Raw genomic sequence first — 14,717 nt, forward strand, 5'->3', positions numbered from 1 at the left:
GTTCGTTCAGCCGCATGCTCCGGCCCACCCGCATGCGAGCGCCGCGTGCCGAGTGGCAGGATGAGGGCATGGACCATTCCCCCCTCACCAGCACCGTCCTGTCCGGCCCCTTCACGCGGGTGCTCATCGAGCTCCGCTGGGGCGACATGGACGCCTACCGCCATGTGAACAACGTGACTCAGCTCCGGATCCTCGAGGAGGCGCGCGTCCGCGCCTTCGGCTCGCCCACCGCCGCCCGGGACTCGGCTCCCGTCCGCGTCCCGGGAGTGGGGGAGTCCGTGCTGGGCGAGCCGCTGCCGGGCGTGCTGGGTGATGCGAGCGCGGACACGGACCTGCTCGTGCTCTCGCACCGCATCGAGTACCGGGAGCCCATCCCGTACAGGGAGGGTCCCGTGGCGGTGGACTGCGTGATCTCGGCGGTCTCGCCGGTCTCGATGACGGTGGGCTACGTGATCGCGGAGCCGGACGGCAGCGTCGCCTACACCGTCGCCGAGACGGTGGTCGTCTTCGTCGATTCCGCCACAGGCCGGGCACGCAGGATCAGGGACGACGAACGCGCCCGGCTGGAACCGGCGATTACGGCTCCGGTGCCGCTGCGCCATGTCTGAGGCGCCCGGTCCGCTGGTGCCCCAGGATCCGCGTGCGCTCGCGGACTGGCGCACGTTCGTCGCCCGGATCCAGCATGCGGAGGCGGATGCCGCTGTGCGGCTCAGCGTCACGGGAGACGTGCTCGTCCTCACCGCTGCGCCGCTGCACCCGCGGGGGCTCGGTGACTCCATGCCGCTGGTCCTCGGGATGCGCATGCTCCGGCTGGCGGATTCCGGTCACGACGGGCTGGACGCCGTGGTCGAGGCGCGGGCGCTGCTCGACAGGTTCGCCCGGATCGAGGCGGGCGCTCCCGGCGCCGCCTCCGCAGCGGCGTCAGACGCCGTGGGCGTGGCCGTGCCGCCGGTGGAGGTGAAGGCCGCGTGGGCCGGCATCTCCCCGCCTCGCGGCCCGTGGGAGCCGGTGGGGACGCTCAGCGTCCGCCGGCTCGCGGAGGCGGCGGAGGCGGGCATCGCCGAGGTCGCGGAGGGCACTCCCTCCGGCGCGGGCTCTCACGCCGTCGAAGCGCTGCGTAGGCAGGTCTGGTCCAGGACCGCCGCCGAGGTGGTCCCGGCTGAGGACGCGCATGCCGCGGGAGCGCGGGTGCCGGTGAGCGCGGGAGCGGCCTTCGGCGCCCACGTCCTCGGATTCCTTGGCCGCGCGGGCTCCCACGAGGCAGGCGGGCACGCGCGGCCCGACCCCCGCGTCCGGGTGCTGCGCTGCGGTGTGTGGCAGCGGCTCAGTCTCCCGGGCGGCCACATCCTCACCCGGTGACCAGCGTCGCCCGGGAGTGCACCCGGTGCGGCCGCGCGGGAGGCTGCATCCTCACACGCTGAGAGCCGGCCGGAGCCGTCCGCTCAGATGAGAGGGCTCGGCTGCCCCTCACCCGGCTGATTGATCATCGCCGTCGCGGCGCGCTGGAAGTAGTCCCACATGAGCTCGTCGTAGAGGGGCGGCAGCGCGATCTCGTCGAGCGCCGCACGCATGTGGGTCAGCCAGCGGTCCCGCGCCTCCGGCGTCACGGGAAAGGGCATGTGCCGCATGCGGAGGCGGGGATGGCCGCGCTGCTCGGAATAGGTGGTGGGCCCGCCGAAGTACTGCTCGAGGAAGGCGCACAGACGCCATTTCGCGCCCTCGAGCTCGTGGCCGTCCGGGTACATCGCGAGGAACGGCTCGTCCTGGGCCACACCTGCGTAGAAGGCGTCGACGAGCGCCTCGAAGGTGGGGTGGCCGCCCACCGCCTCGTACACGCTCTCCGGCTTCCCGCCCGTGGACAAGCTCACACTGCTGATCGCCACTCTCGCTCCTCCTCCGCGGCGGAGTCAGCTCCTGCTGTCCGCCTTCTCCCCCGTGCTCTCCTGGTCCGAGCCGTTCTGCTCCGCGCCCTTCTTCGCGGCACCTGCCGCAGCGCCGTCGGCAGGAGCGCCGGGAGCGGTCGTGCGGAGCACGGTCTGCTGGGTCCACGGTATCGCGAGTCCGTGGGCCGTGAGCTGTCGCTTGAAGGCCGCCCGGAACTGACGGCCCACGGAGAACTGGTCGCCCGGCGTCGTCTTGATGGTCGCGCGCACCGTGAGCGCCTCGCCGGTGATGTCCTGGACGCCCAGCACCTCCGGCTCCTCGATGATGCTCCGGTCCACGGCCGGATCGCGGCGGAGCTCGTCGAAGACGTCGCGGATGACGCCTTCAGCGGTGTGCTCGTCCGTGTCGTACGGGAAGGGCAGATCGAGGACAACCTGACCCCAGCCCTGCGAGTAGTTCCCCACGCGGAGGATCTCGCCGTTGCGCACGTGCCACAGGGTGCCGTCCAGGCCGCGCAGCTTGGTGGTGCGCAGACCCACCTCCTCGACGGCGCCCTCGGCCTCTCCGGCGTCGATGTAGTCGCCGATCCCGTACTGATCCTCGATGACGATGAAGAAGCCCGCGAGGTAGTCCTTCACGAGGGTCTGCGCGCCGAAGCCCAGCGCCAGACCCGCGATGCCCGCCGAGGCCAGCACGGGTGCGAGGTTGAAGCCCAGCTCCGTGAGGACGGTCATGGTGGTGATGAGCCAGATGACGATCGTCGCGATGGACTGCAGCAGCGAGCCGACGGTGTTGGCGCGCTGCGCGCGCCGCTCCCGCACGGACGGATCCGTCTTGAGGAACTCGGAGGTGACGGACCTCTTCTTCGTCTCTCCCAGCCTGCGCCGGGAATCGCCTTCCGCGATGGACTTGGCGAACTTGCGGATCACCCGCCGGATGATGAATGTGATGACGATCGCGACGACGAGGATCACTGCGACGCGCAGGGGTGTGCCGGTGATGAAGTCCCAGCCGGAGGAGGCGGACTGCTCAACCGCGCGCTGCACGTCCTCGACGGAGGTCGTGGGCGTGGGAGTCGGATCATCCATGGGAGTGGACGCGGGGGAGGAGGTCTGTGAACTCATACTGTCCCCACCGTAGGAGCCGACCCTGAGCCTGCGCCGAATGCCGAGCGTGGCCTACGTCGCACACCGGCGCGCACCTCGAGGGGCGCCTGCGGCCGCGGGAGGGGAGGCCCCCTCGCAGCAACTGCAGGGTCACCGCCGTCGGGCCTGCTGAGCGCGCTGGGCGCGGCGGGCGTTGTCGAGGTTCTCGCGCATGAGCCGCAGGAGTCCCTTGGGTGCCTGGGGATGGGTGCTCAGCCAGTTCTCAGCCGCTTCCACCGTCTTCGCAGTCGACGGCGGGAACAGGGCGAGGGTGAGCGTCTGCGCGATCTCCAGGGTGCGTGTCTCCCACCACCCGGTGACCCGGTCGAAGTACTCGCGGCTGAAGCTGGTGAGCGGCTCCTGCGCCGGGATGCAGTCGCCGGAGTCCAGCTGCAGCCCGCGGGAGAAGCCCTGCGCGATCGCGCTGATGCGCGCATTGGGGAGGTCGCGCTGGTCCACGAGGGCGAGGAAGGCACGAGACTTCGCCTCCGCCGTCGTCCGCGCCGCACGGGCCGTGTCCGCGTGACGCTGGCCGGCGGCGGTCCTGTCCGCGGCGAGGTGCGCGTCGATCTGTGCCTCGGTCAGCCTGTCCGCGCCTGCGAGCGCGATGACGATCGTCCAGACGAGGTCCGTGTCCACGACGAGTCCCGGCAGGCCTCCCGGTGCTTCGGAACCGGCGGCGGACGATCCGGGGGCCGTGGCGAGGACCTCCTCGAGCACCTCGAAGTGGGCGTCCGTGCAGGCATGACGGCACAGCGCCTGGAACAGCTGCAGCTGCTGATCAGAGCCGGGCTCCACCCCGTCCTCGCCGCGGGACAGGCCGAGCAGCCTGTCCGCGATGCGGGTGCGCAGCGCTGGGCGCTCCGCGAGCGGAACGTACTCGCCCAGGGCGGTGGCCAGCTGACGGAGCTGCACCAGCAGCCCCGAGGAGTGGGAGACCGCCGGCAGGTGGCGGTGCAGCAGCTCGACGTACTCGGCGGCCGGCAACTCACCGTCGCGCACCATGTCCCAGACCGTTGAGAGCACGAGGAGCTGGGTGAGCGTGTCCTCGAATCCGGAGAGGCGCTCCATCGCCAGGCGCAGGGAGACCTCGTCGAAGCGGGCCTTGGCATAGGTGAGATCGCCGTCGTTGACCACGACGATCTCCGCGGACTCCGCGCCCGCGGGGAGCGGGACCTCGGCGCTCCGCCCGTCCAGATCGACGTCGGCGCGCCCGAGCCGGGTGAGGCCCCCGCCGTCCTCGGTCCGGTAGAAGCCCACGCCCACGCGGTGCGGGCGCAGGCTCGGGACGGGCTGACCCGGCAGCACGTGGGGCTCCTGCGTGAGCGTGACGGAGGTGAGTGCGCCGTCCTCACCGCGCTGCGGCTCCGCCCGCAGGACGTTCACCCCGGACTCCTCGAGCCAGAGCCGGGACCAGGCGCCCAGGTCGCGGCCGGAGGCGCGCTCGAGCTCGGTGAGGAGGTCCGCCAGCTCCGTGTTCCCCCAGGCGTGCTTCGCGAAGTACTCGCGCAGGCCGGCGAAGAAGCTCTCCCGCCCCACATAGGAGACGAGAGCGGTGAGGACGGAGGCTCCCTTGGCGTAGGTGATCCCGTCGAAGTTCACCTCGACATCGGCCAGGTCCGTGATCTCCGCGACGATGGGGTGCGTGGAGGGGAGCTGGTCCTGCCGGTAGGCCCAGGACTTCTCCAGCGTGGCGAAGGTGGTCCACGCGTCCGTGAACTCCGTGCCCTCCGCGGTGGCGAGCGTGGACATGTACTCGGCGAAGGACTCGTTGAGCCACAGGTCGTTCCACCACCGCATCGTCACGAGGTCGCCGAACCACATGTGGGCGAGCTCGTGGAGGATGGTGACCGCCCGGCGCTCGACCATCGCCCGGGTGGGCCGGGAGCGGAAGACGTAACTCTCCAGGAAGGTGACGGCTCCGGCGTTCTCCATCGCACCGGCGTTGAACTCCGGGACGAACAGCTGATCGTACTTCTCGAACGGGTACGGCGTGCCGAAGAGGTCCTCGTAGAGGGCGAAGCCGGAGCGCGTGATCGCGAAGATGTCCTCGGCGTCCAGGTGCTCCGCCAGGGAGGCGCGGCAGTAGGCGCCGAGGGGGATCTCCCTGCCGTCCGTGCTCGTGAGCGAGGAGTGCACGGAGGTGTAGGGGCCTGCGACGATGGCCGTGATGTAGCTCGAGATGCGCGGCGTGGGCGCGAACTGCCAGGCACGCAGCCCGGGCGGCAGCTCGCCGAGCGCTCCTGCGGCCTCGGCGGCATCCGCGGGATGCGGTGTGGGGGAGTTGCTCACGACCGTCCAGTGCTCCGGCGCCAGCACGGTGAAGGTGAACGTGGACTTGAGGTCCGGCTGTTCGAACACCGCGAACACGCGCCGGGAGTCCGGCACCTCGAACTGCGTGTAGAGATAGGTCTCACCGTCGACGGGGTCCACGAAGCGGTGGAGGCCCTCGCCGGTGTTCATGTACCGGAAGCGCCCGTCGACGGTGAGGACGTTCTCCGCCGCGAGGCCGGGCAGCCGGATCCGGCCCGGGCTCACCAGCTCCGCAGGATCCAGCTCCACGCCGTTGAGCACGACCGAGTCGATGCTCTCCGCGATCGCGTCCACGAAGGTCTCCGCGCCCTCCTCCGCGGAGAAGGTCAGGGTGGTCACGGAGCGGAAGGTGTCCTGCGAGGGATCGAGGACGAGCGTGACGTCACAGCCGTGGGAGGAGAGCAGGGCCGCGCGGGCCTGTGCCTCCGCGCGGGTGAGATTGTGCTGGGGCATGCATTCCTCCGGTCGTGGCGGCGTGTGGCTGGCTGCTGTCCGTCATTCTGTCACGGAGGGAGGACGCCGGATCGAGGCGATGCGGCTAGGCTTGCCAGCGGCGGCCCCGTCGCGACGTCCGGAAGGCGCGCGGACCGCACGGAACAGCACGTGATCCTGCAAGGAGGACCCTCATGGCGACCACCCTCGATCTCTGGTTCGACCCCATCTGCCCGTGGGCCTGGATGACCTCGCGCTGGGCGCTCGAGGTCGAGAGGGTCCGGGACGTCGAGGTGGTCTTCCACCAGATGAGCCTCTCCGTCCTCAACGACGGCCGGGACCTGCCGGAGGACTACAGGGAGAAGATGGACCGGGCGTGGGCACCCGCGCGCATCGTGAATGCGGCGCGGGTGGAGCACGGCGAGGAGGTCCTGCGCGACCTCTACACCGCTGTGGGGACCCGCATCCACCCGGGCGGCGAGACCGACTGGGTGCGGGCCTGCGCCGAGGCCCTCGAGGAGGTGGGTCTGCCCTCCTCCCTGCTCGAGTACGCGGAGAAGGACACCTACGACGCACAGCTGCGGGCCTCCCACCAGGAGGGCATCTCCAAGGTCGGCGAGGACGTCGGCACGCCCGTCGTGGCCGTGGGCGAGGTCGCCTTCTTCGGCCCGGTCGTCACGCCCGCGCCCAAGGGCGAGGAGGCGGGCAAGCTCTTCGACGGCGTGCTCGCCGCCGCCTCCGTGCCCGGCTTCTTCGAGCTCAAGCGCACCCGCACCAGCGATCCGATCTTCGACTGACGGCTCTGCGGCCGACAGTCCGTCCCGCGGGGCTCTCCGCTTCGCGGCACACCTCCATCCCCTGCAACCCATCCGAGAGGAACCACTGTGCAGATCCACCTGGGCACCGACCATGCCGGCTTCGAGTTCAAGGAGGCGCTCAAGGCGCACCTGCGCGCTGCCGGACATGAGGTCGTGGACCACGGCGCCGCCGAGTTCGACGCGCTCGACGACTACCCCGCGTTCTGCATCGCCGCGGCCGAGGGCGTCGTGGCCGCCCGTGCCGCGGGCGAGGACGCGCTCGGCGTGGTGATCGGTGGGTCCGGCAACGGTGAGCAGATCGCCGCCAACAAGGTCGCCGGTGCTCGCTGCGCGCTGGCCTGGAACACGGACATCGCCCGGCTGGCCCGGGAGCACAACGACGCCCAGATCGTGTCCGTCGGCGCCCGTCAGCACCCTGAGGCCGAGGCGATCGCGATCGTGGACGCCTTCCTCGCCACCCCGTACTCCGACGACGAGCGGCACAACCGCCGGATCGCGCAGATCGCGGACTACGAAGCGCGCTGAGACCGGCAGCGCCCGGACCGGCAGCGCAGAGGGCTGGAAGCCGCATGCAGCGGTTTCCGGCCCTTCGCGGTCTCAGGGTGCTGTGCTCCCAGCCCCGTGCTCTCGGTCGGCCTCGGCCTCAGCCTGCCGCGGCCTCGCGGGCGAGCAGGCTGCGCTTGACGTCCAGGCCGTAGCGGAAGCCGCCCAGGCTGCCGTCGGTCCGCACGATCCGGTGGCAGGGGACGAACAGTGCGGCGGCGTTCATGGCGCAGGCGCCCGCCGCGGCCCGCACGGCTGCGGGGCGTCCGCTGCGCCGGGCGTACTCCGTGTAGGTGATCTGTTCACCGGGAGCCACTGTGCGCAGCACCTCCCACGCATGCGTGCGGAAGTCGCCGGAATGCTGGCGTACGGGAACCGTGCTCACCGCCGAGGGATCTCCGGCATAGTAGGCGCGCACCGCCTGTGCGGCAGCCCGCGCAGTGCGGACCGCAGCAGTCGGGGCGTCGTGCGCGGATGCCGCTGCCGGTGGTCCGGAGCCCGCGTCTTCGTCCAGGAGGTGAACCGCCCCCGCCTCGGGCCGGAGGCTCCCGTGGACGAGCGCGAGCAGTTCGGCGAGATCCTCCGTCCAGCCCGAGGCGAGGACGGATGCGTCGTCCGTGATGAGGGAGAACGGCCCGTCGGGGGTGTCGAGGGTGAGCGCTGCGGCCGAGGTCGTGGTCATGAGTGAGGTCCTTCCGGAGGAGCGGTGCTGGGATCGGTGCCCGGGCGGACACCTGAGGGCATGGGCGGTGCGTCGCCGAGGGCGGCGGCACGCCACAGGTGCAGGGCGGCATAGGAGCGCCACGGGGCCCACCGCTGCGCGTGTGCGGCGAGTTCCCGGTGCGCTCGTGCCCGCGGCGCGGAACCCATGGCGAACGCACCCGTCGCCGCTGCGCCGTGGAGGAGGGCGACGTCGCCGGGCAGCCAGGCATCCGGATCGCCGAGCACGCGCATGGCGACGTAGGCGGCCGTCCACGGCCCCACCCCGGGCAGGGCGAGGAGCCCTGCGCGCAGGGCCGGGGCCTCGGCTGCGGGGTGGACGGGCAGCTCCCCGGATGCCAGTGCCCGCGCGGCTGTGCGGACGGCGGTGATCGAGCGCCGCGGCAGGCGCAGCGGGCGGTGAGGATCGAGCGGGCCCTCGTCCGGGGGAGGCGGTACGGCCGCGAGGATGTCCTGCGGGGCGGGGAACACGTGGGTGAGACCTGCGAAACGCGAGGTGTGCGCCGTGCCCGCCGCCGCCACGAGCCTGCCGAGGTGCGTGCGGGCCGCCTGCACGGAGATCTGCTGGCCGACGAGGGCGCGGACGACGATCTCCGGGCCGTCGACGGCACCGGGGACGCGGATGCCCGGCACCGCGCGCACGCGGGGTGCGAGTGCGGGGTCCAGGCAGAGCGCGGCGTCGACGGCCTCCGGGTCCGCGTCCAGGTCGAACAGCCGGCGGATTCGGGCCAGGGCCGGCGGCAGGTCCGCGACGTCCGTGAGTTCGAGCTCCGCGTGCAGGGACCAGGTCCGTGTGCTTCGGCCGGCGGCCGCCTCGCACCTCGCCGTCACCTGTGCCGCCCCGGGGCCGTGCGGGAGGGAGAGGGTCCGCGCGTAGACGAGTGCCCCGTCATCGGAGGTGCGGACGTGCTCGACCCCTGCGACCGCGCGCCGTGCGAGGAAGTCGAAGACCCCGGGGGCATCGAAGGGCGGGCGCGTAGGCAGCGCGACGCGCACGAGGAGGCCGGGAGCGTGCACCCCAGCCGGGGCGACGGCTTGGCCCGGCGCGGCCGACTGGCCCGGTGGGACCGCCCCGTCCCGTGTGGCTGCGGTGCGCCGTCTGCGCGCGGCCGGACGCTGGGCGCGAAGCTGTGACGGTGAGACGGCGAAGACCTCGCGCACGGTGTCGTTGAACTGCCGCACGGATCCGAACCCCGCGGCGTGGGCGACCTGTGCGAGCGGCAGGTCCGTGTCCACCAGCAGCGAACGGGCGATCTGGGCCCGGTGCGCGCGGGCGAGGGCCGCCGGACCGGCGCCCAGCTCCGCGACGAGGATGCGGCTCAGGTGGCGCGGGGAGTACCCCAGCCGCTCCGCGAGAGCGGGGACGCCTCCCCTGTCCAGCTCGCCGTCGAGGAGGAGGCGCATGGCGCGGGCGGCGACGTCGCCGCGGAGGTTCCACGCGGGGGTGCCCGGCGCGGCCTCGGGCAGGCAGCGCTTGCAGGCGCGGAACCCGGCCTCGTGCGCGGAGGCCGCGGTGAGGTGGAAGACGACGTGCTCCCGCCGGGGCGTGCGTGCCGGGCACGAGGGGCGGCAGTAGATGCCGGTGCTCGTGACCGCGGTGTAGAACTGCCCGTCGAAGCGGGAATCGCGCGCGGAGATGGCGCGGTACCGCTCCTCGAAGACGGGATCGACTGTGCTCATGGGACCAGTCAAACACGCCGCGAGGACCCTGCGCTGGCGGAAATCGGACATGGGTGTGGGGCGGCCGGTGCGCGGAGGCACGGCGCAGGACGATCAGTACACGAAGATCGGCAGCCGGTCCGGATGATGCGCGTGGGCGATCGACAGGAAGACCACGAGGTCGAAGAGCAGGTGGACCGTGATCGTGTACGGCAGGGACTTCGTCCGTGTGAAGACGACCGCCTGGACGAGGGCGAAGGGGATCGTCAGCAGCGGTCCCCAGGAGCGGTAGCCCAGCTCCCAGAGGAAGCTCACGAAGATCACGGAGGTGAGCACGTTCGCCGTCCAGAAGGGGAAGTGCCGGGCGAGCAGGGTGAAGACCGTGCAGATGAAGAAGAGCTCGTCCCAGATGCCCACCGCGTTCACTCCCACGAACAGCCGGCCGATCTCGCTGGGCTTGGTCACAGCAGGCCAGTTCTCGTAGGCGCCGGAGCGGAGGAAGTAGAACGGCAGGACGAAGTATGCCGTGAGCAGCACGAAGGCGAGCCAGCCCCACTCCAGCCGCGACCAGCGGCGGCCACGTCTGCGGGGGAAGCGGATCGCGTCATCGCGGAGCACGAACCGGTGCACGAGCCAGGGTGCGACCACGGCGGCGGTGAGCACCCCGCCCATGAGGAAGTACCGGGGCCAGGCGATGTCGGCCTCGACGGAGATGGTGCTGATGATCCCCAGGCCCAGGACGATGAGCCCCAGGTCGCGGCCCAGTGGGCGGGACGCGGCGAAGCCCAGTGCCACCCCCGCCAGCAGCGGTGCATAGCCCCAGGGACTCATGAGGGCGAAGATCAGCACTGCACCTGCGGCGACGAGCGCGGCGGCCAGACCTCCCGGGCCGAGGAGGCGCTGGGGGACGGGAAGCCCGAAGAGCGGGGCGACCGGAGCCGTGCGGGCAGTGCTTGCGCCTGCGCCCGAGGTCGTGCCTGCGTCTGTGCCCGAGGCGCCGTCCCGTGCACCGGTGTCCGTGCCTGCGGCATCGGACGGCGCTGCGTTCTCCTCGGGTTCCGGCATGCTTCCAGCCTATGTGCGCGGAGCCCGGGTGCGGGAGGAGCCCGCCGGTCCCGGGGGTCGGAGGAGTGCGGCACCTCAGTCCAGCGCCGCGGTGAGGAACTCGTCCTCGGCGTCGTTGCCGCTGAGGGAGAGGGCACGGCGATACGCGCGGGCGGCAGCTTCCGCGTCCCCGAGCTCCTCGAGGGTGATCGCCCTGGCGATGTGGAAGGGGCGGAAGCGTGCGAGGGCGGGGTCGGACGCAAGGGCGTCGAGGCGGCGGAGGCCCTCCTCGGCTCCGTGCGCCCGGCCGAGTGCGACGGCCCGGCCGAGCCGCACCACAGGGCCGGGCTCGTGGGCTTCGAGCATGCGGTAGAGGACGGCGATCTGCCGCCAGTCGGTGGCCTCGGCAGACGGGGCCTCAGCGTGGACGGCGGCGATCGCGGCCTGGATCGCATAGGTGCCGGCTTCCGCCGAGGCCGCCGCGGCCTCGGCACACCCGATTCCCTCCGCGATGAGCGCGGCGTCCCAGCGCTCCCGGTCCTGCCGGGCCAGCGGGATCGGGACGCCGCCGGCGGAGATGCGGGCCGGGCGCCGCGCTTCGGTGAGGAGCAGGAGGCCGAGCAGGCCCGTGACCTCGCCGGCGGTGGGCAGCGACCGGTGGAGGACGCGGGCCAGGCGGATCGCATCGGCCGTGAGGTCGTCGCGCACATGGGTGTCGCCGGTCGAGCGCGCGTACCCCTCCGCGTAGAGGAGGTAGACCACCCGGAGCACTCCGTGCAGGCGCGGGCGGATCTCGGCGGGCGGGGGAGTGGTGAACGGAATTCCCAGGGTGCGGATGCGCTTCTTCGCCCGGACGATGCGCTGCTGCATCGTGGTGGTGGGCACGAGGAGGGCATGGGCGACCTCCTCGGTCGTGAGCCCGGCGACGAAGCGGAGGGTGAGGGCGACCCTGTCCTCGGGCCGCAGCGCGGGATGCGCGCACGTGAAGAACAGGACGAGGCGGTCGTCAGCGAGCGGGCCGGCACTTCTGCTGAGCGCGGCCTCGGCAGGATCCGCGCCCGAGGACGTGAGCGGCGCGCGCTCCTCCTCGATGCGCAGCTGTGCGAGCTTCTGCGCGAGCACGCCCTCGCGCCGGACCGCGTCGAGGGCACGGCGGCGGGCCGTCGTCATGAGCCAGGCGGCCGGTGCCGCGGGGACACCGGTCTTCGGCCAGGTCCGCAGGGCCTGGACGAAGGCGTCCTGGAGGGAGTCCTCGGCGAGGCCGAGGTCGCCGAACCGCCGAGCCAGGGACGCGAGGAGCCGGGCCCTGGCCTCCGGTCCGAATGCGGCGAGGGCGCGGCGGGCCCCCTCCTGCGCCTCGGCGGCGGAGGAAGGGGTGCCGTGCGGGGTGCGGTTCATGCTCAGGCTCAGTACGGGGCGAGCGGGCGGATCTCGACGTGGCCGCCGGCCGCCGAGGCCGGGCTCTTCTTCGCCCACGCGATCGCATCGTCGAGGTGCGGGACCTCGATGATGTAGCCGCCGCCCACGAACTCGCGGACCTCCGCGAACGGTCCCGCGGAGACGATGCGCTCGCCGTCGTCGCCCGTGCTCACCTGGACGGCCTGGTCCGGATCCTCCAGGGCGAAGGAGTCGACCACGACGCCGGCGGCGGTGATCTCCCGGTCGAAGGCGAAGAACTCCTCCGGATCCGCGCCGCCGTCCTCACCGCATGCCGGATCGTTCAGATGGCCCATCAGCAGAAGTGCGTACTTCATCGTTCCTCCTCGAAGAGTCGCGGTCCGGGACGCGCGTTCCTCGGACCGGACTGCGGATGCCGAACCGGATGGTCCGACACCATGATGACGGACGGGCGGCCGCGGGATCGACAGTTCTCACGAGAAGAAGGGGGAACCAAGAACGACGACGCGAGACAGACAGGGGCTGCACGATGTCGCGAGACACCCCGCGTCAGAAACGAGAAATGTGCCGCGACATCGTAGGAACGATGTCGCGGCACATCACACGGTCGAGGCGACAGGATTTGAACCTGCGACCCTCTGCTCCCAAAGCAGATGCGCTACCAAGCTGCGCTACGCCTCGCAACGAGGTCAATGATAGCCCACCGAGGCGCTTCGGCCGACAGCCGGGGCCCTGCCGACCCGTCAAGTGCCGTGCCTCACACTTCCCCCTGATCGCCTCTTCGAGTTGGCAGGCCGCGCGCCGGTGGTCTAAAGTTCATGGAGCACCCGGGGATGTAGCTCAATGGTAGAGCCTCAGTCTTCCAAACTGATGGTGCGGGTTCGATTCCCGTCATCCCCTCCGAGGACGAAAGCCGCTGGTCACAGCGGCTTTCGTCATTCACGGCACCGGCAGCCGCGCGGTGTTCGGTGCCTGCAGGGTCGCGTGCGGGTCGGCCCTGCACAGGCCTGGAGCGGATCTTCCGCGGGTCGGCTTGGCATGCTTCCGTGCATGGGGCTCACGGACACCGCCGCCGTCTCCTCTGTCTTCGACGACGTCCGCCGGCACACGGGAGGGGACTTCCTCTCCGGACCGGATTCCTCGGCCGCCTGTACCCACATGGGCCTCTTCCTCTCCTGGGCCGTGACCCGAGGCTTCGCGAGCACCGCGTTCCGGCGGGAGCACCCCGCACCCTCGCCGCTCTGCCGGACGGCGCGGTCACCGGCTCCGAGGTGCTGGAGCGCTGCTGGGACGACGCACTGGTGGCGGAGGCATCCACGGAGAAGCTCGAACGGCGCTGAGCCGTCCGCGTCGCCCTCCGCGTCACCCGCCTATCGGCGAGCACCTGTTCGCGGCGGCCACCTCGGACTCGATTTGCGAGACCGTTCCCGCGTCCGGCACCCGGGGGATTCCGTCGGAGCCGATCACCATCGGCTGGAACTCGAAGTCCGTCACGCGTGTGCCGGGATCCTCAGCGCCGGGGAAGGGGACCTCGACGTCGAGGGAGAGCACCCCGGTGTGCGAGGACGGTCCGCTGCCCCCGGTGTACCAGACGAAGTTCCCGAGGCCGTAGGCGACGAAGGCCTCGCCGCTCGGGCCCATGTCCTGGTGGCCCATCCCCGCTAGCCGGTGGGCGTGGGCGGCGACGACGATGTCCGCGCCGGCATCCACCAGCTGCTCGGCGCGGCGGGCGTCGACGTCCCGCACGCAGGTCGATCCCTCCTCGCCCATGTGCATGTAGGCGATGACGACGTCGTGGGTCCTCGCCGCGGCCTCCACCTCCGTCAGCATCCGCTCCGGTTCCACGAAGGCCGCGATGCCGGGGGCGGTGTCCGTCGCCTCGTGGTGCTCGTACGTGTCCTCCCACAGCGCGCTCGAGGCGAGCACCGCCACCTCTGCCCCGTCCAGGTGGGTGGAGAGAGGGGCGAACGCCGCATCCGCGTCCTCGCCGATCCCGAAGATCTCCACGGGGGAGTCCTGCGCCGCGGCGAGGGTGTCCGCCAGGCCGGAGTCCCCGTAGTCCGCCGCGTGGTTGTTCGCCATCGTGATTGCGTCGATCCCCGCGTTCGCCAGTGTGGTGAGGGCGGACTCCGGTGCCCGGAAGGCGAAGTCCTTGGTGGGCAGACGCGTGCCGCCGGAGGTGATCGCGGTCTCCAGGTTCACGACGGCGAGGTCTGCGTCCGCGAAGTACGGACGCAGCGCCGCCAGACCCTCCGGATCGTCCGCCACGCTGCGGAGCTGCCGCTCGAAGTGCACGTCGCCGGCGAAGGCGAAGGAGAACGAGGCCGGGTCCGAGGCCCGTTCCGGGGCCGCAGCCGGCCGACCGTCCTCGGACCTCGCGGGTGAGGAGGCGCGCGGCGCCGAGGCCGTCCCGTCCGCCGCGTCCGTGTGCCGCACCGCGAACGTCACTGCGACAGCCCCCGCGCCCACCAGCGCGAGCGCGGTGACGGCGGCGGCGAGTCCCGTCCCGTGCCGCCTTCCGGCACGGCGCCCGTCTGCGCGCCTGTGCGCGGTGCCGGTGGACGCGCGCGCGCCCTCGGCGGGGCCCGAGCCTGCGGGACCCTTCGCTGCGGCGGGCAGAACGGATGCCGGAGGGATGACGGCACCGTCCGGGCGGCGTTCGGCCAGGAGGTATACGGGACGGCGGCGCTTCGACATGCCGCACATCCTCTGCCAGGCACACGCCCGGGGCAAAGCCGGACGGCGCCCCGGTGGATCAGGG

The 14,717-nt window shown here is 71.9% G+C and carries 13 protein-coding genes, 2 tRNA genes and 1 pseudogene; 6 read left to right on the plus strand and 10 right to left on the minus strand.

The window, feature by feature from the left end; translation table 11 throughout:
• Positions 1-68 precede the first annotated feature (68 nt).
• Positions 69-608 (plus strand): acyl-CoA thioesterase, encoded by a 540-nt coding sequence (locus tag ABD240_RS01985; RefSeq protein WP_291794538.1) that lies wholly within the window; start codon positions 69-71, stop codon positions 606-608.
• Positions 601-1,359, plus strand: a complete 759-nt coding sequence (locus tag ABD240_RS01990) for a DUF8185 domain-containing protein (RefSeq protein WP_344334704.1) — start codon at positions 601-603, stop codon at positions 1,357-1,359. Before ABD240_RS01985 ends, ABD240_RS01990 begins: the two co-directional genes overlap by 8 nt.
• An 83-nt stretch (positions 1,360-1,442) precedes the next feature.
• On the opposite strand, the gene ABD240_RS01995 is transcribed toward ABD240_RS01990, so the two are convergent.
• The 3 genes from ABD240_RS01995 to pepN form a co-directional block, all read right to left on the minus strand.
• On the minus strand, positions 1,443-1,883 hold the full coding sequence (locus tag ABD240_RS01995) for a globin (RefSeq protein ID WP_344334705.1): 441 nt from the start codon (positions 1,881-1,883) through the stop codon (positions 1,443-1,445).
• Between the two features lie 24 nt (positions 1,884-1,907).
• Positions 1,908-3,008, minus strand: a complete 1,101-nt coding sequence (locus tag ABD240_RS02000; RefSeq protein ID WP_344334707.1) for a mechanosensitive ion channel family protein — start codon at positions 3,006-3,008, stop codon at positions 1,908-1,910.
• Positions 3,009-3,140: 132 nt separating this feature from the next.
• A complete protein-coding gene (gene pepN, locus ABD240_RS02005) occupies positions 3,141-5,795 on the minus strand; it encodes an aminopeptidase N (RefSeq protein WP_344334709.1) in 2,655 nt (884 codons plus the stop codon).
• A 173-nt stretch (positions 5,796-5,968) separates the two neighbouring features.
• Between pepN and ABD240_RS02010 the strand changes: the two genes are divergently transcribed.
• The gene (locus ABD240_RS02010) at positions 5,969-6,571 is read left to right on the plus strand and encodes a mycothiol-dependent nitroreductase Rv2466c family protein (RefSeq protein ID WP_344334711.1); all 603 of its coding nucleotides are present in this window, start codon (positions 5,969-5,971) and stop codon (positions 6,569-6,571) included.
• A gap of 87 nt (positions 6,572-6,658) precedes the next feature.
• A complete protein-coding gene (locus ABD240_RS02015; RefSeq protein ID WP_291794526.1) occupies positions 6,659-7,117 on the plus strand; it encodes a ribose-5-phosphate isomerase in 459 nt (152 codons plus the stop codon).
• 118 nt (positions 7,118-7,235) lie between these two features.
• On the opposite strand, the gene ABD240_RS02020 is transcribed toward ABD240_RS02015, so the two are convergent.
• From ABD240_RS02020 to ABD240_RS02045, 6 genes are all read right to left on the minus strand, one after another.
• On the minus strand, positions 7,236-7,817 hold the full coding sequence (locus ABD240_RS02020; RefSeq protein ID WP_291794524.1) for a methylated-DNA--[protein]-cysteine S-methyltransferase: 582 nt from the start codon (positions 7,815-7,817) through the stop codon (positions 7,236-7,238).
• Positions 7,814-9,535: a DNA-3-methyladenine glycosylase 2 family protein gene (locus ABD240_RS02025; protein WP_344334713.1), complete on the minus strand. Its 1,722-nt coding sequence runs from the start codon at positions 9,533-9,535 to the stop codon at positions 7,814-7,816. Before ABD240_RS02025 ends, ABD240_RS02020 begins: the two co-directional genes overlap by 4 nt.
• Before the next feature lie 93 nt (positions 9,536-9,628).
• The gene (locus ABD240_RS02030; RefSeq protein ID WP_344334715.1) at positions 9,629-10,579 is read right to left on the minus strand and encodes a CPBP family intramembrane glutamic endopeptidase; all 951 of its coding nucleotides are present in this window, start codon (positions 10,577-10,579) and stop codon (positions 9,629-9,631) included.
• Between the two features lie 75 nt (positions 10,580-10,654).
• On the minus strand, positions 10,655-11,956 hold the full coding sequence (locus ABD240_RS02035) for an RNA polymerase sigma factor (protein ID WP_344334717.1): 1,302 nt from the start codon (positions 11,954-11,956) through the stop codon (positions 10,655-10,657).
• 8 nt (positions 11,957-11,964) lie between these two features.
• Positions 11,965-12,312 (minus strand): YciI family protein, encoded by a 348-nt coding sequence (locus ABD240_RS02040; protein ID WP_344334719.1) that lies wholly within the window; start codon positions 12,310-12,312, stop codon positions 11,965-11,967.
• Between the two features lie 251 nt (positions 12,313-12,563).
• Positions 12,564-12,637, minus strand: a tRNA-Pro gene (locus ABD240_RS02045).
• Positions 12,638-12,785: 148 nt separating this feature from the next.
• Between ABD240_RS02045 and ABD240_RS02050 the strand changes: the two genes are divergently transcribed.
• Both ABD240_RS02050 and ABD240_RS17165 read left to right on the plus strand, forming a co-directional pair.
• Positions 12,786-12,856: transfer RNA gene (locus ABD240_RS02050), tRNA-Gly, on the plus strand.
• Positions 12,857-13,006: 150 nt separating this feature from the next.
• Positions 13,007-13,171, plus strand: a pseudogene (locus ABD240_RS17165) (DUF7832 domain-containing protein); the annotation flags it as partial.
• A 147-nt stretch (positions 13,172-13,318) separates the two neighbouring features.
• On the opposite strand, the gene ABD240_RS02055 reads toward ABD240_RS17165, so the two are convergent.
• Positions 13,319-14,653, minus strand: a complete 1,335-nt coding sequence (locus ABD240_RS02055; RefSeq protein ID WP_344334721.1) for a CapA family protein — start codon at positions 14,651-14,653, stop codon at positions 13,319-13,321.
• Positions 14,654-14,717: the final 64 nt, after the last annotated feature.

The organism is Brevibacterium salitolerans, from assembly GCF_039531405.1.
Taxonomy (GTDB): domain Bacteria; phylum Actinomycetota; class Actinomycetes; order Actinomycetales; family Brevibacteriaceae; genus Brevibacterium; species Brevibacterium salitolerans.